Raw genomic sequence first — 17,816 nt, forward strand, 5'->3', positions numbered from 1 at the left:
GGGAGCTTGCTCCCGCTGGGTTGCGCAGCAGCCCCAAGATTTTCGCAATGCATGCAAATCTTGTGAGTGCTGCGCACTCAAGCGGGAGCAAGCTCCCTCGCCACAGGGGCGGTGCTTACTGGGGTACGTCGACGTTATCCATCATCCGGTTCACCGCCAGTTCCGCTTGCATGATGATCTGCTGGATTCCCAGCGCCGTATGCCGATGCGGGCCTTCCAGGTACGCCGCGAAATCAGCAGTCATGACGCTGGCCGAGGCCAGTGATTCGCAGGTGTGCGCCAGCAGGTCTTCGTCTTTGATGTCCGGTGCAATCATGAACATGGTGCTCGGTTTTCGAAGACCGGGATTTTGAGGGCGGCGGGGTTGAGGTAATGGTCGAGGGCGCGTTCGGCGGCTTCGTGGAGTTTTTTGGAATCGAGTGATTCGTAGGGGGATGCCGGATCAGTGTCTGGCGGGTTTGGAGTAACTTTGCACATATGCCTTTCTTCCTTAATGGGCAGCCACACCTCGCTACTAATACAAGGGGTGGCGGCTGTACGCAGGTTAGTAGACCGGGGAAAGAAGGCAAAGCCGGCGCGCCCGAGGGCGCCCTGCGCACAGCCACCATCAGGGACAGGCATTGGAACACCTGTCTGACAGACTCTTGTGCAGCCTTCAAACCTTCGGGCTACTAAACCCGATCACTGGGAATCAGTGACGGGGATCAAGTTACCGACGGGGTCCAAAGCGCACAAGCCGGCGGATTCTGGCGTAGTCGTAGGCAATGGCGCAAGGCGCTGTAGCTTTCAGGAAGTAACCTTAAACGCCTTTAAACATGTACGCCAAACAGGCAGCAGGCTCACTCCCACAGTTGACCGAGTTGTCCGGACGAACGCTGTTACCGGTGATGTCACCAGAAGCAGTAAACCAGCGTCACGGCAGCGGCAATACCAAACGCTCCCAGCGCCTTTGCCGGCAAGTATCCGGTCAATCGTTGCAAGGACGCGTCCGACAGCACTTCGTGGTCATCGCGGTGGGGCATGATCGCCCGGTAGGTGTATCGAAAGCCGATCAACAAAAACAGCAAGATCACGCCCAAGGCCAACCCGCGAGTGATAGCCGGCTTGATCAAAGGCGCAGGGGTGTCTTCCAGGCAGGCGGCACTGTCAACTTCCACCACGGTGATTCGCCCGAAATCCGTGGCGGGTCGCTGTTCGCCTTTAAGGATCGACGCCTGTTGTTCCAGATCCAGCGCCTGATATTTCCAGAGCGTTGATGACCCTTCCCGGCAGTAGGTGAACGCTGCAGGGTTGGAGGCGGCAATAATGCACGCGTCATTGATGCCGATTTTTTTCAGGGTCTCGACAGCCGGTCGTGTGAAGTCCAGGTCGAGGACAGGAATAATCCCGGTGGCAGACACCGCAGTCGAAACCAACAAGCTCCCGGTAGCGCAGAGGGCTGAAATTTTCAAGGTTGGATGCCCCTTGTTTTGCACTGTTTTTGTTGTTTGAGCGCGGCTGCAACCTGCCTTCCGACGTCTAAAATTCTAGTTGAACCTCGATGACCTGCGACCAATCGACCCTCAAATCTGGCCGAAAAAATCTGCTTCCCGGTCATACAAACGGCTGCGACGACTTTCAGAGTGCATGGATGACGATTGAGAAGTTCAACGAAGACCTGCGCCAGGCCCGCCTCGAACTGACCGCCGCAACGGCGGCGGTCATGGAGCTGGTCCGCTCGGGCAAAGCGTTCGGGGATGAATGGGACGCTGCGGTCGCGCGCGAGCGCAAAGCCTTTCAGAAAATGCATTGGGTGCTGGATAGCCCCTTGGCTCCCCAGGTAGATAAAAAGTCAGATCCGTAGTGGTTCGAAGACCCGGCTAATTGCTCATCCCGTCTTCTATGGTGATGCCTTGTGGGAGCGGCTGGCGGTTGGATCAGTGCTTGCGCAGCCACTCGATAAACAGCGCAAACAATTCCGACTGTGAACCGATGTTCAACTTCAGATAAAGGTTCTTGCGGTGCATGCGCACCGTCTCCGGCGAGATGCTCATCTGGCTGGCCGTGGATTTCACCGAGTGCCCCCGTAGCACCATGTGCGCCACTTCCCGCTCGCGCTCGGTCAGCAAGTCGCAGCCGAACTGCTCGAAGGCGGACTGCACACGTTGTTTGAGATCGTCACGCACGCCCTCATTGACGGCGCTGAGCTGCAAGCCCCGGCAGCTGAACTCGCGGATGAATTCGCGCACCAGCGGCTCAACCGCCCGCAGCAGGTTCAGCTGTTCAAGCCGCAGACTTTCCCCGCCGAAGCCTTGAAACAGGCTCACCGACACCTGGGTGTCATGGCCGGTATCGACAATGTAAAAACTGTCCTCCGAACTCCCGGCCTTCAAGTAGTAAGTCTTGTAGTACTCACTGTCGAAGAAGTTGTCCGGGGCAATGTCCTCCAGGTGATAAAACCCTTCGGCCAGCCCCTGCTCCACCGCCAGGCAAAACGGGTCGAGCAGGTAGCCCCCGGAAAAATAGCGGTCGATGATCGACTCCCGGTATTTTTCCGGGATGCCCCGCTGATACAACAATTGTGGCGGGCGGTCCTTGTGTTCCAGGCTGATCATCACCGATTCGATAGCCACCAGATGCCCGAAGGCCGACGCCAAAAAGCTCAGCGCGTCGGGCTCATCGATATGGGCGAAGGCCTGGCGCATTTCGCCGTGCCATTTATGCAAGGCGCCGAAGGGCAAGGCGATCAATGTGTCATCGTTTGGTTTGCTCATGCCCCGCAGTCTAGCGGGTGAACCGGCACCTGATAACCGCGGATTCGACGAACTCATTGGCCGAAATACAGGCCGTTCTGCTCAAGTTCGCCCGCCACTTCAAGAATGCACACCCGCAGGGTCTCGACGATTTCATCCACTTGAGCGCAAGACAGGATCAGCGGCGGCGACATGACATTGAGGTGCATGATCGGCCGCACCAGCAGCCCCCGGGCCTGCGCCCTGGAGTGAATCATCTCGCCGATATTGATCTCGTCGGCGAACAACGCCTTGGTGCGTTTATCGGCCACGAACTCCACGCAGGCCATGAACTTCTGACAGCGCACATCGCCCACCAGCGGCAAGTCGCTGAGTGTGGCCAGACGCTGTTCCAGATACGCGCCGACCACGTCGACATGCTCCAGCAGGTGTTCGCGCTCGATGATCTCGATGTTTTTCAGTGCCGCCGTGCAGCAGACCGGGTGGCCGCTGTAGGTGAAGCCGTGGGTGAAGCAACGGCCCTTGCCGGGCTCGGCAATCACTTTCCAGATACGGTCGGAAAAAATGCACGCGCCCAACGGCAAGTAAGCCGACGTCAGCCCCTTGGCCGTGGTGATGATGTCCGGCTGAACATCGAACACCTCATACGAGGCGAAGAACTTGCCCAGGCGCCCGAACGACGTCACCACCTCGTCGGCGACAAACAGAATGTCGTAGCGCTGGCAGACTTCCCACATGCGTTTCAGGTAACCCTTGGGCGGAATGATCACGCCGCCGGAGCCCATGATCGGCTCGGCAAAAAAGCCCGCGACCTTGTCTGCGCCGATGGACAGGATCTTGTCTTCGAACTCCTTGATCAGAAACTCGAGAAACTGCGGCTCGTCCATGCCATCCGGCGCCCGGTAAGGATTTGGGTTGGAGACGTGGTGAATCTTGTCGTTGGCGTAATCGAATTCCGGCACACGGTCGGCGGCCTTGTTGCCGATCGACATGGTCAGGGTGGTCGAGCCGTGATACGCGTTGAAACGGGCGATGACGTGCTTCTTTTCCGGTTTGCCACGGCAGTTCTGATAGTACTGAATCAACCGGTAAGCGGTGTCCACGGCAGTGGATCCGCCGGTGGTCAGGAACACGTGATCGAGGTCACCGGGGGCAAGGCTGGCGAGTTTCTCGCACAACTGGATGGCGACGTTATTCGACATGTCGGAAAACGGGTTCGAGTACGCCAGTTGACGGACCTGGTCGGCAATCGCCAGTGCCATTTCCTCTCGGCCCAACCCGATGTTCGTGCACCACATGCCGCCCACCGCATCGAGAAAGCGGTTGCCCTGGGTGTCGTAAATATAAGCGCCGTCACCGGCCACAATGTTCAGCGCACCCTGTTCGGCGTGTTCGTCGAACATGTGATAGCCGTGCATGTAGTGGGCTTTATCAGCTTTGAGCAAATGGGCGTTATCAACGCTCGACAGCATTTTCTGAGTTGGAGTAGCCATACACAAACCTCAAACCAAAGGGGGTAAACGATCAAATCCCGCTCTTCACCGTGCTCCAGACCCGGGTCATGGCACGCATCTCTTTTGCATCCTGGGTTTTTTGCGGAAACAGCCGCTGGCGGGTTTCGTCATCGGGATAAATCGCCGGGTTATTGCGCACGTCGGCGTGCACTAACGGTGTGGCCGCCGCGTTGCTGTTGGCGTAGTGAATGAAGTCCGTCACGTCGGCCATGACTTGTGGCTGCATCAAGTAATCGAGGAACGTGTGGGCGTTGGCCACGTGGGGCGCATCGGCGGGGATGTACAGGTTGTCGAACCAGATCAGCGAACCTTCCTTGGGAATGAAATAGGCCAGCTTGATCTTCAGTTTGGCTTCTTCGGCGCGAGCCATGGCGGTCGCGTAATCGCCGGACCAGGTCATGGCCATGCACACATCGCCATTGGGCAGGCTGGTCAGGTAGTTGACCGAGTCGAACTTGCGGATGTACGGCCTGACCGACAGCAGCAAATCCTGGGCGGCCTTGAGGTCCTCCGGCGCGGCGCTTCGCGGGTCGCGCCCCATGTACTTCAGCGCCAGTGGAATGACTTCAGTGGGCGCATCGACCAGGGTCACGCCGCAATCGGCAAAGCGCGAGACGATTTTAGGGTCGAAGATCATCGCCAACGAGCCAATCGGCGCGTCCGGCATGCGCTCCTTGATTTTGTCGACGTTGTACGTGATGCCATTGCTGCCCCAGGTATAGGGCGCCGAGTACAGCGTGCCGGCATCGAACCCCTGCAAGTCCTGCAAGACTTTCGGGTCCAGGTTGGCCCAGCCTGGCAGCAACTTTTTATCGAGCGGCTGGAACACTTTGGCTTTGATCAGCGGTGGTGCGAGGGAAGCGTTCAACACCACCAGGTCATAGCCGGAGTGACCGGTGAGCAACTTGGCCTGAACCGTTTCATAGGCATCAAAGGTGTCGTAGATCACCCGGATGCCGGTGGCTTTCTGAAAGTCGGCAATGGTTTTTTCGCCAATGTAATCCGCCCAGTTATACAGCCGCAGCGTGTGGCTATCGTCCACTTCGGCGCCGTGGACGGCTGCCGACAGCGGCACAATCAACGCACCAAGCATCACCAAGAAGGCCTTGCGCATAGCAAATTCACCTTATCAAGCGAGTTCCGATCTGGATGAGCGGATGAATCCACTATTGGTCGATTCAACCAACCGCGCCATACCCCGAATGGGTGTGTGGGCCGGTTTGTGGCGCTCGCGACGGCCGACATGGCAAAAAGCGGCAGTTTCGTTGACTGGTTTTGTCATAGATCCGGCGCCGGTCCCGCGCTTAGAGTGCCGTTCATAGCGATCACCCAGGGCACGTACATGAACGACCTGATCAAACAAGAACGAAACGAAGGTGTACTGACGCTCACCTTTGACCGCCCCGACAAGCTCAACGCGCTGAATAACCGCATGTACACGCAGCTGGCCGATCTGTTGCTGGCCGCTGATGAAGACGCTGAAATCGGCGTGATCATTGTCACCGGTGGCGACACCTGCTTTACCAGTGGCAACGACCTGGCGGATTTTCTCCAGCATCCGCCGACCGATCTGGATAGCCCGGCGTTTCGCCTGATGCGCGTGGTGATCCACCTGCAAAAACCGTTGATCGCGGCGGTCTGCGGAGCGGCCATCGGCATCGGCACCACCCTGCTGCTGCATTGCGATCAGGTGCTGGTCACGCGCAATGCCCGGTTGCGCATGCCGTTCGTGAACCTGGGCCTGTGCCCGGAGTTCGGCGCCAGCCTGCTGCTGCCGCGCCTGCTCGGTCATGCCCGGGCGGCGCGCTTGCTGCTGTGGGGCGACAGCCTGGACGGTGCCGCCGCCGTCGCGTGCGGATTGGCCAACGAACTGTTCGACGACGGGCCACAGTGCCTGGCGGCCGCCGAGCGCATGGCTCGTCGCCTGCTGGCGCTCCCCCAGGAATCCCTGCGTCAGACCCGGCAACTGCTCAAGCAGACGTCCATGCCGGAACTGCAAGCCACCATTCGCCAGGAGAACTTGCTGTTCATCAAGCGCCTGACCACCCCTGAAGCGCAGGCAGCGTTGAACGCACTGGTTAATCGCAGCACTGAAAAGAACCCATCTACAGGAAAGCCTTCATGAACACCCCAGACGTATTTGTTGTCAGCGCCGCACGCACCGCCATCGGCTCCTTTGGTGGCTCGCTCAAAGATGTCCCGCTGGCCGATCTGGCGACCACGGCCGTCAAGGCCGCCCTGGAGCGCTCCGGCGTGGACCCGGCGCAAATCGGCCATCTGGTGATGGGCAACGTGATCCCGACCGAGACCCGCGACGCGTACATTTCCCGGGTCGCCGCGATGAACGCCGGTATCCCCAAGGAAACCCCCGCCTACAACGTCAACCGCCTCTGCGGTTCCGGCCTGCAAGCCATCATCAGCGCGGCCCAGACCTTGCTGCTGGGCGACGCCGAGATTGCCATCGGCGCCGGTGCCGAGTCCATGAGCCGCGGCCCGTACCTGATGCCGTCCGCCCGTTGGGGCGCGCGCATGGGCAACGTCCAGGCCATCGACTACATGCTGGGCATCCTGCATGACCCGTTCCATGGCATCCATATGGGCATCACCGCCGAAAACATTGCCGAGCGCAACGGCATCACCCGCGACATGCAAGACGCTCTAGCCCTGGAAGATCAAAAACGCGCGGCGTTCGCCATCGCCAATGGCTACTTCAGTGAGCAGATCGCAGCGGTCGAAATCCGTGGCCGCAAGGAAACGACGCTGTTCAGCATCGACGAGCACCCGCGTTCCACTTCCCTGGAACAACTCGCGCAGATGAAGCCGGCGTTCAAGAAGGACGGTTCAGTCACGGCCGGCAATGCCTCGGGCCTGAACGACGGCGCTGCGGCACTGGTCATGGCCACCGGCAGCGCGGTGCAGGTCAACAACCTGCGCCCGCTCGCTCGCCTAGTCAGCTATGCCCACGCCGGTGTTGAGCCAGAACTGATGGGCCTGGGCCCGATTCCCGCCACGCGCCTGGCACTCAAACGCGCAGGCCTGACCGTGGCTGATATGGACGTGATCGAAGCCAACATCGCCTTCGCCGCCCAGGCCTGTGCGGTCAGCCAGGAACTGGACCTAGACCCGGCCAAGGTCAACCCGAATGGCTCGGGTATTTCCCTCGGTCACCCAGTGGGCGCGACCGGCGCAATGATTGCCACCAAAGCCATTCACGAACTGCAGCGCATCAACGGACGATATGCGTTGGTGACCATGTGCATTGGCGGTGGTCAGGGAATTGCGGCGATTTTTGAGCGAGTTTGAGTGTTAGCGCGATGTCCGGTGCAACGCCGGGCATCGCTGCTGCTTGATGATTTCCTTCGGCAACTGGTCGCAATCCATCAATCCCGCCCCTTCCCCACGCCCTGGATTAACTCCCAGAACACGTCGCCGTGCCGTGCGGCCAACATTCCCCAGGTCCGTATCGAGGAACTGGTGGGTTATCTACTTCAATCTCGGATTACTTGCCTTCGCTTTCGGTAATGAAGCCGATGATGCTGACACCACCGCGCATAATGTCTTCAGCAATGGCCTTGCGCGCCTTGGCCGGCTTTTTCTCGCGCAGGGCTTCGATCAGTACCAGATGCTCGTCGGCACCGATGTAGGTGTTATGCCCCTTGGTGTAAAACAGATTGAGGATCGGCCCCATGGAAACCCACAACCCTTCGATCTGGGCAGTCAGCATGTCCATTGCCGCCAACCGGTAGACCGTGAAGTGGAACTCACGGTTGAAATGCATTGCTTGCGGACCGTCGTTGGCTTGGTCGGCTTGTTGAAAACTGGCATGCAGTTCTTCCAGCCGAGTCAGGTCCTGCGGCGTAACGTTGCGCGTGGCGAGCTCAGCGGCCAGGCCTTCCAGTGCGATGCGGATCGTGCGCACCTCCAAATACCGGCTCATGGTCAGCTCCGGAACCATGGCAAAACGGCCCGAACGCAACTCGAGACCGCGCTCGCTGACCAGCCTCAGGCAGGCTTCGCGGACTGGGGTGACGCTGGTGCCAAGCTTGTCGGCCAGGTCTTGCATGACCAGTCGCTCGCCGGGCCGGAAGTTGCCGGCGATCAGTCCTTCGCGAATGGCGTAATAGGCGCGGGCGGACAGGTTGCCTTGTTCCAGCGGTTGAATCTGCACGGTCGAACTCCTGGATAATGCTTTTTATTGCGCAGCCTGTCGGGGTTGCGCCAAAAATCTGAAATACATTGTCTTATATCCTATAAGTAACACTCAACCTCGCTCTACAGCGGTTTGGGAATCATATGCAGAAAGAGCGGCACTGCGCGTGCCGCTCTCCGTTGCTCGGCCTAGCGAATCAGCGCCTTGAGGGTGTTTTCGATGACGTCGAGGCTTTCATCGAGAATCTTTGTGGTATGCGAGGTCGACAGGTACAGGCGCTTGAGGGGTAATGGCTGAAAAATCATCCGCTGCTCGATCAAACGCTTGCGAAACGCCAGGTCCAGCGCGTCATCGTTGCGCAACAAATCACGGTACTGGCTGTACGGCCCCTCGAAAAAGTACATCAGCCAGACCGACCCATATCCGGCACTTTGAGCGGGAATGCCCAGCCGCTGGATAATGCCGTCGAGCTGCCCGCGCAAATAGTCGCCCATGGCGAACAGGCGTTCGTAGACGCCTTCGCGAGAAAGCTCCTCGATGGTCGCCAGCACCGCCGCCAGCGTCGATGGCGTTCCATTGAACGTTCCGCCCATGAACACGCCCCGGTCGCCCGACTGCCCTACGCGCTCCAACAGATCCCGACGGCCGGCGACCAAGCCCACGGGATAACCTGATGAAGCCGCCTTGCCGAAGGTTGCCAGATCCGGTGTCACGCCGACGATCGACTGATAGCCGCCCAGCGCATGACGAAAGCCGGTGATGACCTCATCGAAAATCAGAATCACGCCGTGCTCGACGGTCAATTGCCGAAGCGCCCGCAGAAATGCCGTCGATGCCGTCACCGAGCCCATGTTGTGGGCAATCGGTTCGACGATGATCGCCGCGACCTCCCCCGGATTGGACTTGAGGTAACGCTCCACCGCCTCGGCATCGTTATACGGAAGGATGATCGTGTACTGCGCGGCATCCAGCAGAATACCGTCAGACATCGGGTCGAAACTGTCCATGCGCTCACGGGATGTCTGGCCGTTCATCGCCACATAGTCGTGCCAGCCGTGATATCCGCCCTGGAATTTTATGATCCGTTTGGCGCCGGTGACGGCCCGCGCCAGGCGCAAGGCGTGATAAGTCGCTTCGGAGCCGCTGTTGCAAAACGCGACCTGCTCGGCGCAGGGAATGCACTCGACCAGCGCTTGCGCCGTCTCGACTTCCAGATCGGTAATGCCGGCGCCGATCAGGTCAAGGCGTTCGCTGACGTGTGCAACCTTTTGACGAATCGCCTGATTGCCGTGCCCGAGCACATGCGCGCCGAAACCACAGTGGAAATCGGTATGACGGTCGCCGTTGGCGTCGTACAGATACGGACCTTCTGCACGAACAAACGCATAAGGCTGACCGAGTTTGCGGCTCGGGCTCAGATGGCCGCCCGGCAACACCTGCCGAGCCCGTTCATGCAAGGACTGATTGGCGTCAAGCAACATGATCGACTCCTGGGGCAAGTGCCTCCCGGGCAACGGCTTCAATACCCACGGCATCCAGCCGGTAATGGCGATAGAGATGGGTCGGCGGGGCAATGAGGCTGTATTCATCTTCGATCCCGTGACGCCGCAAACGCGTCCCTTGACCCGTGTCGGCCAGCACTTCCGCCACAGCACCGCCCAGCCCTCCCAGCACGTTGTGTTCTTCGACGGTCATCAACAACCCGCTTTCGCCCGCCGCATGCAGCACCGCATCACGATCCAGCGGTTTGATGGTGTGCATATCGATCACCCCGACCGATAAACCACTGGCGCGCAAGGCCTGCGCGGCTTCCAGCGTCGGGTGAAGCATGCTGCCGGTGGCGATCAGGGTCAGGTCACTACCCCGCTCATGAACGATGGCTTTGCCAAACTCGAACACCACGTCATCGGGGTAAACGTTAGGTTCCTGGCCCCGACCAATACGGAAGTAAATCGGTTGCGAATGGTTGATCGAGGCACGTATCGCCGCCGCCAACTGTGGGCCATCGGCGGGTGCGACGACCGTCAGATCAGCGATGCTGCGGGTGATTGCCAGGTCTTCGGTGGCGTGATGCGAGGTGCCATAGAAACCGAGGCTGATTCCCGAATGGTGTCCGATCAGCCGCACCGGAAGTGCGCTGTAGGCCACATCCATGCGAATCTGCTCGCAGCAGAGCAAGGCCAGGAATGAAGCGAATGTCGCCACAAACGGCATGCTCCCGGTGGTGGCAATGCCCGCCGCCGCGGTGACCATGTTTTGCTCGGAGATACCGAACTGGATAAACAGTTCGGGGTGGCGCTGAGCGAAGCGACTCAAGCCGTTGGAGTACTGGAGGTCAGCGGTGCCGACGGCGATCTTGTGACCGGCGTCAACCAGGTCGATCAACGCATCAGACAAATAGTTCAGGCCGGGGGCGCGAGCGTTGATCTGCCGGTACTGCCAGGTATCGGCGCTGACGGGCGAGCTCATTGCACACCTCCTTTGGATTTGATTTCTTCGATAGCGAGCAATTCGTCTTCCTCGGCCAACCAGCCAAGATGCCAGCCGGGCTCGGTTTCCATGTACTCGACGCCTTTGCCCTTGACGGTCAAGGCGATCACGCAGACAGGCTTTTCGCGTTGCGTATCGGCTTTCAGCTGGCGCAACAGACGAGCCACGGCGGCGACGTCATGCCCGTCGACCTCATGCACGTCCCAGCCGAAAGCGCGCCATTTGTCGCCCAGCGGTTCAATTCCGATGATGTCGTCGACCTTGCCGTCGAGCTGGTAACCGTTTCGGTCGATGATCGCGATCAGGTTCGATGTTTTGTAATGCGCAGCCGCCATTGCCGCTTCCCAGACCTGGCCTTCATGCATTTCGCCGTCGCCAAGCAGCACATACACATCGAACGGATTGTTCTGCAGCCGTCCACCCAACGCCATGCCCAGTCCGCCGGACAATGCATGACCAATGGAACCGGAACTGAAATCGACCCCCGCGACCTTGCGCATATCCGGGTGATCACCTAGCGGATTACCCAGGCGCGTATAGCCGTCGAGCAGCGCCTTGTCGAAAAAGCCCCAGTCCGCCAGTAACGGATACAGCCCAACTGCGGCATGTCCCTTGCCCATCAAGAAGCGATCACGACCTGGCCACTTGGGCTCGCCGTGGCGCAAGCGCATGGCGTCGTAATACAGCGCCGAGAAAATTTCAGCACAGGAAAACACCGAGGTGTAGTGCCCCACCTTGGCGATGGAAATCAGGCGCACGGTTTCCAGGCGTACAAACAGCGCGCGCTCTTTGAGGTGGGCGATGTGCCCGGGACTCAGGTCCTCGACCGGAACGGGAATGGGGGGTGGAGCGGCTATCGACATGGCTGCATTTCCTGAATGGTTGTTAGAAAGGCGACCGCTCTCACGGCCTCCTTCTTACAACTTATAAGATATATATTGCAACAACAAGCCGTTGGCGTTATTTTTTCCAACAGGCAGAAATGCCCCGGCCAGACTAGGCCGAATTTTGCGATCTTATAAGTTATATTGATTTCAGCTCTCGGAGATGCCACTCGTGCCGCACGAAAACACCCCCGCAGCCAGCGTTCTGGCCCAGGCAGATCAACGCTTTCACCTGCACTCGCAGACCAACCTGCGGCGCCATCAACAACAAGGCCCGATGGTCATCGAACGCGGAGATGGCATCCACGTCATCGACGAACACGGACAGCGATACATTGAAGGAATGTCCGGTCTCTGGTGTGCCAGTCTGGGGTTTTCCAATCGTCGACTGGCCGACGCCGCACAACGCCAGTTCGACGTGCTGCCCTACTACCACACCTTCAATCATCGGGTTCCAGCGGTGACGGCACGCTTAGCCGAACGCATCGCCACCCTCGCGCCACTACCGGATGCGAGAGTGTTTTTTGCCTGTTCGGGCTCGGAAGCGAACGACTCGATGATCAAAATGTCCTGGGCCTGGCACCGGGCGCGGGGCAATACGCACAAGCGGAAAATCATCGCCCACCAGAAAGGTTTTCATGGCTCCACGGTGATGGGGGCGACGCTGTCCGGGTTGCCAAACATGCACGCTGCATTCGGCTTGCCGCTGGACCAGGTGATTCATGTCGAGTGCCCCCATTACTACCGTAATGGCTTGCCCGGTGAGTCTGAGGCCGCCTTCTGCGAACGCTTGGTCGCCGACTTGCAGCGACGCATCGAGGCTGAAGGAGCAGACACCATCGCTGCCTTCATCAGCGAACCTGTCATGGGAGCCGGCGGCGTGATCGTCCCGCCATCCGGCTATTTTTCCGCGGTACAGGCACTGCTGGCCCGTTACGACATTCTGATGCTGGCCGACGAAATCATTTGTGGCTTTGGTCGTACCGGTCAGTGGTTCGGCCATCAGACGATGGGCTTTGCACCCGACATGATGGCTTGCGCCAAAAGCCTTTCGGCGGGCTATCAGCCAATTTCCTGCACCGTGGTCAGCGGCCCGGTCTACCGAGTGCTTGAAGAACAGAGCCAGCAACTGAACGGCTTCGGACATGGCTTCACCTACTCCGGGCACCCGGTGGCCGCCGCCGTCGCCCTTGAGACGCTATCCATCTACCAGGAGCTGGACATCCCTGCCCGCACCCGCCAGTTGGGTGAGGTTCTGCACGGCGAACTGGCGCCACTGTTCGACCACCCTCTGGTTGGCGAAATCCGCGGCATCGGGCTGGTTGCGGGTCTGGAACTGGTGGCTGACAAGTCATCGCGACGCTCGTTTTCGGCGCAGGTGGCGATCGGCGCGCAGGTCGAACTGGCGGCACGCAAGCACGGCCTGATCGTGCGCAACATGGGCGATTCAATCGCCCTGGCGCCACCTTTCATTATTGAACCGACACAGCTGCGCGAACTGGTCAGCCGCCTGACGGACGCGCTGAACGACGTCAATCACGCCACGGGACACTGCTCATGAATAGCCTCGCCCATTCCCTCGACTCATCCGGTGCGTTGATCGACCTCAACCATGTGCAAAAGAGTTATGACGGCAAGACGCTGATCATCAAGGACCTGAATCTCTCCATCGCGCAAGGAGAATTCCTGACGCTGCTCGGTGCGTCCGGATCGGGCAAGACCACCACGCTGATGATGCTTGCCGGCTTCGAAACCCCGACCCGCGGCGAAATACGCATGATGGGCAAACCGATCCAGAACGTCCCGGCACACCGACGCGGCATGGGCATGGTATTCCAGAACTACGCGCTGTTTCCGCACATGACCGTGGCCGAGAACCTGGCTTATCCATTGAAAATGCGCGGACTCAATCGCATCGAGGTGCAGAGCAAGGTCAAGCGTGCGATCGAGATGGTCCAGTTGCATGACATGCAGCAACGGCGCCCCACGGAGTTGTCCGGCGGCCAGCAGCAACGCGTCGCCCTTGCCCGCGCCATGGTATTCGAGCCACAGGTCATCCTGATGGACGAACCGCTCGGCGCTCTCGACAAGAACCTGCGCGAGCACATGCAGTACGAAATCAAACAGTTGCATCGAAGACTGGGCGTCACTGTGGTGTACGTGACCCACGATCAGGGCGAAGCCTTGACCATGTCCGACCGGGTAGCCGTGTTTCATCAAGGTGATATTGCCCAGATAGGCGATCCGGTTTCGCTGTATGAGCATCCTGAAAACGCTTACGTGGCCACGTTTATCGGTGAAAACAATGTATTGCGCGGGAGTCTCGTTGCACGCCATGGGCATGAGGTCGAGGTCGCACTTGACGCTGGTTTCGAGGCCCGTGGCATGGGCGTGACGGTGCCAATCGGCGCCTCAAAAAAAGTCGAGCTGCTGATCCGTCCGGAGAACATCCGACTGTCCCCGATCAATCAGAACAGCTATCAGGCAACTCTGGCCGACCGTGTCTACCTGGGCGATCACCTGCGCATTCACTTGAAACTGGGCAACGACGACACGCTGATTGTGAAAACCGCCAACGATGAGGCTATCAAGGGCTTGAACAACGGTCAGCGCATCGGTTTTAGCTGGCGCCCCGAAGACGCGCGGGTTTTCGCGCAGGGTTGAGCACCGCTCCGCGCCTGACCCAAAACCCTTGTCACCACCGAAACACACCACACCCACAACAATAAGAAGGTCATCACTATGCACAGTTTCGATCACTCGACCTGAGCCGCTTTCCTGCCGGTACACCCGCTAATCCCTATTTGCTTTTCCTTCAGCAGGAGAGTTGCACCATGCACTCACATTCAACACGCTTGGCCCTTGTACTCACGCTGGCACTGACCGGCCCCCTCGCCCAGGCCCGCGACCTGACGGTGGTCGGTTTCGGTGGCGCCACGCAGGAGGCTTTCGACAAGGCCTGGTTCAAACCGTTTGCCGCGCAAAGCGCCAAACCGGTGGTTCAAGACAGCTACGGCGGCGGCCTGGCGAAACAGAAAGCGATGGTCGAGTCAGGTAATCCCACGTGGGACCTGGTGCAGATGGACCAGAACGAAATGGAATTGGCCTGCGAACAGGGCCTGCTCGAAGACCTGGATCACAAACAATTGAAGAATGCGCCCGAGGTTAATCCCGAGGCCTTTTCGGAGTGCGGTGTGGGGGCGTTTGTTTGGTCCGAAGTGATGACCTACGACCCGAAAAAATTTGGCGCCGACGGCCCGAAAAGCTGGGCTGATTTCTGGAACGTCCAGAAATGGCCAGGCAAACGCGGCTTGCGTAAACAGGCACGCATGACCCTGGAAATTGCCTTGATGGCCGACGGTGTCGCACCGGCCGACGTCTATAAATTGCTGGCGACCCCGGCGGGACAGAACCGTGCATTTGCCAAACTGGACCAAATCAAACCCTACATCCAATGGTGGGAAACCGGCGCTCAGCCGCTGGAATGGCTGGCCGCCGGTAACATCGCCGTGAGTGCCGCCTACAACGGCCGGATCGCCATCGCCAATCAACAGGGAAACCATTTTCCACTGATCTGGCAGCAACAGCTGTACAGCATGGACTACTGGACCATCATCAAGAACACCCCGAACAAAACCGCCAGTTATCAACTCCTCGACTACATCCTCGGTGCCAAGGCCCAAAGCGATTTCGCCCACGCGATTCCTTACGGCATTGTCAACAGCAAGGCCATAGCGGCCATGGATGAGAAGACGGCCAGCGCGTTGCCCAACGCCCCGGCCAACATGAAAGATGCCCTGCTGCTCGATACACCGTTCTGGGTCAACTACGAGGAAGACCTGATGAACCGGTTTACCCGCTGGGTCGCACAGTAAACAGGCCTCAAGACCGCGCCGCCGATGACGGAGGCGCGGTTCGAGTATGGTTTTATCAAGGTGGGTTTCACTATGTCCGTTTCCTCAATAGATGCACCGGCTTGCGTCGACACGCTGGCCGTCGCCCATTATCAATCCAGTCGCCGCAAGCGCTGGGTTTCGATGCTGCTGCTCTTGCCGCTGCTGGCTTACACCTGTGTTTTCTTCGCTCTGCCGATCGGCATGATGTTCTACCGGGCCGTCAGCAATCCCGAACTGCTACAAGCGTTCCCCACGGCCATCAGGACGATGGTCGACGAGCCGGCGAAGGATTCAACGGCGCTGCCAACTGACCGGGTGTTCGATGCGCTCGAGCAAGACTTTATCAACGCCCCGAGCAATGCAGTCATTGGTGAGGCGGCACGACGCCTCAACTACGAGAACAGTGGTTATCGCTTCCTGGTCATGAACACCGCACGGACCTACAGAACGCCGCTGGCGAACCCGGAAAGCCAGAGCGCCCGAGAGCGTTTGGCCGCCATCGATGAACGCTGGATTTCACCACAGGTGTGGGAGGACTTTCGCCGCGCGTCCCCGGCCTATACGCCGTATTACCTGCTGGCCGCCCTGGACTTGAAGCAAACGGATCAAGGTGTCGCGCCGGTCGAAGAAAGCCAGCGGGTGTACCTGGACTTGACCTTCAAGACCCTGAAAACCGCCCTGATAGTCTCGCTGTTGTGTCTGTTGCTGGGCTTTCCGTTTGCCGCGTTGATGGTCAAGGCTTCACCGGCCCTGCAAGTCTTGCTGTTTCTGGCGGTCATGCTGCCGTTCTGGACCTCGTTGCTGGCACGAACCACGGCCTGGATCGTGGTACTGCAGGACAAAGGCATCGTCAACACGTTACTGCTGCGCTTCGGCCTGATCGATCACCCGCTGCCGATGATTTTCAACCTGTCGGGTGTGTACATCGTGATGGTGCACATCCTGCTGCCGTTCAGCGTGCTGCCGCTGTACAACGTGATGAAAAATATCCCGCCCCATTTCATGCGCGCCTCAGCCTCACTCGGCGCTCATCCCATACGCGGGTTCATGCAGGTCTACTTGCCCCTGACCTTGACGGGGATCGGTTCCGGCACCCTGCTCACGTTCATCGTCGCGGCGGGTTACTACGTGACGCCGACCCTGGTGGGCAGTGCCCGCGAACAGATGCTTGGCTATTTCATTGCGTTCTATACCAACACCACCGTCAATTGGGGCATGGCCTCGGCACTCGGGCTGGTGCTGATTTCCTGTGTCATGGTCATTTACCTGCTGGCCGCGCGCCTGGTGGGTATTCGCCAGATTGCCGGCCTGCGCTGAAGGAGCTCCCATGAACCATTTCATACAGGCTTACCTCGCCCGCAAGGCTCATGTGTTGTTCGGTCTATTGATGAGCATTTTCATGATCGCACCACTGTTGGCGGTGGTACCGATTTCATTCAGCAGTGGCACGTTCCTCTCCTACCCGCTCCCGGGACTCTCCCTGCAATGGTATGAACGGGTATTCACCAGCGGTCCCTGGATGCAAGCGCTGAGCAACAGCCTGTGGGTCGGCATCGCCTCGACACTGCTGGCGACATTGCTCGGAACGCTGGCCGCGCTGGCCTTTGCACGCCGCAACCTGCCAGCCGCCAGCGGAATGCTCGGCCTGCTGATTTCACCGATGATTTTCCCACCTGTGATCTCCGGGCTGGGCATGTATTTTCTCTTCGGCAAACTGGGCCTGACAGGTACTTTGTTCGGTCTGATTCTGGCCCACACCGTCCTGGCCACGCCTTTCGTCCTGATCAGTGTTGCCGCCAGCCTGCAGGGTTTCGACATGACCTTGCTCAAGGCCGCCGCCATGTCCGGCGCCTCACCTGTTCGGGCCTTCGCGGGTATTGCTTTGCCAATCATCGCACCTGGTGTGATATCGGGCGCACTCTTCGCCTTCATGACATCGTTCGATGAAATCGTCGTGGTGCTGTTCATCGGCGGCCCCAGCCAACGGACCTTGCCCCGGCAAATGTTCGATGGCATACGCGACACCATCGACCCCTCGATTCTCGCCATGTCGACATTGTTGCTACTGGTGGGCATTGTCGGGCTGATGACCACTACCTGGCTGACCTTGCGAGCACAACGCAACGCCCGCCAACTCAAGGAGCAATAAC

The 17,816-nt window shown here is 59.2% G+C and carries 16 protein-coding genes and 1 pseudogene; 8 read left to right on the forward strand and 9 right to left on the reverse strand.

What is annotated here, in order from left to right:
* Positions 1-115 precede the first annotated feature (115 nt).
* Together QMX98_RS12585 and QMX98_RS12590 are read right to left on the reverse strand one after the other, a co-directional pair.
* Positions 116-477, reverse strand: a pseudogene (locus QMX98_RS12585) (DUF6124 family protein).
* Between the two features lie 413 nt (positions 478-890).
* Positions 891-1,451, reverse strand: coding sequence for a hypothetical protein (locus QMX98_RS12590; RefSeq protein WP_282410838.1), 561 nt, complete (start codon positions 1,449-1,451; stop codon positions 891-893).
* 179 nt (positions 1,452-1,630) lie between these two features.
* On the opposite strand from QMX98_RS12590, the gene QMX98_RS12595 reads away from it, so the two are divergent.
* Complete coding sequence (locus QMX98_RS12595) at positions 1,631-1,843, forward strand: hypothetical protein (RefSeq protein WP_083374633.1); 213 nt, start codon at positions 1,631-1,633, stop codon at positions 1,841-1,843.
* Positions 1,844-1,916: 73 nt separating this feature from the next.
* On the opposite strand, the gene QMX98_RS12600 is transcribed toward QMX98_RS12595, so the two are convergent.
* The 3 genes from QMX98_RS12600 to QMX98_RS12610 are packed head-to-tail and all read right to left on the reverse strand — an operon-like array spanning position 1,917 to position 5,360.
* A complete protein-coding gene (locus QMX98_RS12600; RefSeq protein ID WP_083374634.1) occupies positions 1,917-2,810 on the reverse strand; it encodes a LuxR C-terminal-related transcriptional regulator in 894 nt (297 codons plus the stop codon).
* Positions 2,807-4,225 (reverse strand): aminotransferase, encoded by a 1,419-nt coding sequence (locus tag QMX98_RS12605; RefSeq protein ID WP_083374635.1) that lies wholly within the window; start codon positions 4,223-4,225, stop codon positions 2,807-2,809. Before QMX98_RS12605 ends, QMX98_RS12600 begins: the two co-directional genes overlap by 4 nt.
* 31 nt (positions 4,226-4,256) lie before the next feature.
* Positions 4,257-5,360 carry a polyamine ABC transporter substrate-binding protein gene (locus QMX98_RS12610; protein WP_282410839.1) on the reverse strand — a complete coding sequence of 368 codons (1,104 nt, stop codon included), beginning with the start codon at positions 5,358-5,360 and terminating at the stop codon, positions 4,257-4,259.
* A 228-nt stretch (positions 5,361-5,588) separates the two neighbouring features.
* On the opposite strand from QMX98_RS12610, the gene QMX98_RS12615 reads away from it, so the two are divergent.
* On the forward strand, positions 5,589-6,371 hold the full coding sequence (locus QMX98_RS12615; protein WP_010458500.1) for an enoyl-CoA hydratase: 783 nt from the start codon (positions 5,589-5,591) through the stop codon (positions 6,369-6,371).
* Entirely contained in the window at positions 6,368-7,549 is a 1,182-nt protein-coding gene (locus QMX98_RS12620; protein WP_010458498.1) for an acetyl-CoA C-acyltransferase family protein, read from the forward strand. The genes QMX98_RS12615 and QMX98_RS12620 overlap by 4 nt, the downstream gene beginning before the upstream one ends.
* Positions 7,550-7,745: 196 nt before the next feature.
* Here QMX98_RS12620 and QMX98_RS12625 read toward each other — a convergent pair whose 3' ends face one another.
* From QMX98_RS12625 to QMX98_RS12640, 4 genes are all read right to left on the reverse strand, one after another.
* The gene (locus QMX98_RS12625; RefSeq protein WP_010458497.1) at positions 7,746-8,414 is read right to left on the reverse strand and encodes a GntR family transcriptional regulator; all 669 of its coding nucleotides are present in this window, start codon (positions 8,412-8,414) and stop codon (positions 7,746-7,748) included.
* Between the two features lie 170 nt (positions 8,415-8,584).
* Positions 8,585-9,877 carry an aspartate aminotransferase family protein gene (locus QMX98_RS12630; protein WP_145308948.1) on the reverse strand — a complete coding sequence of 431 codons (1,293 nt, stop codon included), beginning with the start codon at positions 9,875-9,877 and terminating at the stop codon, positions 8,585-8,587.
* Positions 9,867-10,865, reverse strand: coding sequence for a transketolase C-terminal domain-containing protein (locus QMX98_RS12635; RefSeq protein ID WP_010458493.1), 999 nt, complete (start codon positions 10,863-10,865; stop codon positions 9,867-9,869). The genes QMX98_RS12630 and QMX98_RS12635 overlap by 11 nt, the downstream gene beginning before the upstream one ends.
* On the reverse strand, positions 10,862-11,749 hold the full coding sequence (locus QMX98_RS12640; protein WP_010458491.1) for a transketolase: 888 nt from the start codon (positions 11,747-11,749) through the stop codon (positions 10,862-10,864). Before QMX98_RS12640 ends, QMX98_RS12635 begins: the two co-directional genes overlap by 4 nt.
* A 184-nt stretch (positions 11,750-11,933) precedes the next feature.
* Here QMX98_RS12640 and QMX98_RS12645 point away from each other — a divergent pair, with 184 nt between their 5' ends.
* The 5 genes from QMX98_RS12645 to QMX98_RS12665 all read left to right on the forward strand — a co-directional run bounded on the left by QMX98_RS12645 (position 11,934) and on the right by QMX98_RS12665 (position 17,815).
* Entirely contained in the window at positions 11,934-13,331 is a 1,398-nt protein-coding gene (locus QMX98_RS12645; RefSeq protein WP_186353614.1) for an aminotransferase, read from the forward strand.
* Complete coding sequence (locus tag QMX98_RS12650) at positions 13,328-14,434, forward strand: ABC transporter ATP-binding protein (RefSeq protein WP_282410840.1); 1,107 nt, start codon at positions 13,328-13,330, stop codon at positions 14,432-14,434. The genes QMX98_RS12645 and QMX98_RS12650 overlap by 4 nt, the downstream gene beginning before the upstream one ends.
* Before the next feature lie 170 nt (positions 14,435-14,604).
* On the forward strand, positions 14,605-15,645 hold the full coding sequence (locus tag QMX98_RS12655; RefSeq protein WP_010458487.1) for an ABC transporter substrate-binding protein: 1,041 nt from the start codon (positions 14,605-14,607) through the stop codon (positions 15,643-15,645).
* A gap of 72 nt (positions 15,646-15,717) precedes the next feature.
* Positions 15,718-16,983 carry an ABC transporter permease gene (locus QMX98_RS12660; RefSeq protein WP_282410841.1) on the forward strand — a complete coding sequence of 422 codons (1,266 nt, stop codon included), beginning with the start codon at positions 15,718-15,720 and terminating at the stop codon, positions 16,981-16,983.
* A 10-nt stretch (positions 16,984-16,993) separates the two neighbouring features.
* On the forward strand, positions 16,994-17,815 hold the full coding sequence (locus QMX98_RS12665) for an ABC transporter permease (protein ID WP_010458485.1): 822 nt from the start codon (positions 16,994-16,996) through the stop codon (positions 17,813-17,815).
* The last annotated feature ends 1 nt before the right edge of the window (position 17,816 follow it).

Origin of the sequence: Pseudomonas sp. PS02303 (genome assembly GCF_029959925.1) — a bacterium.
Classification (GTDB): Bacteria; Pseudomonadota; Gammaproteobacteria; order Pseudomonadales; family Pseudomonadaceae; genus Aquipseudomonas; species Aquipseudomonas mandelii.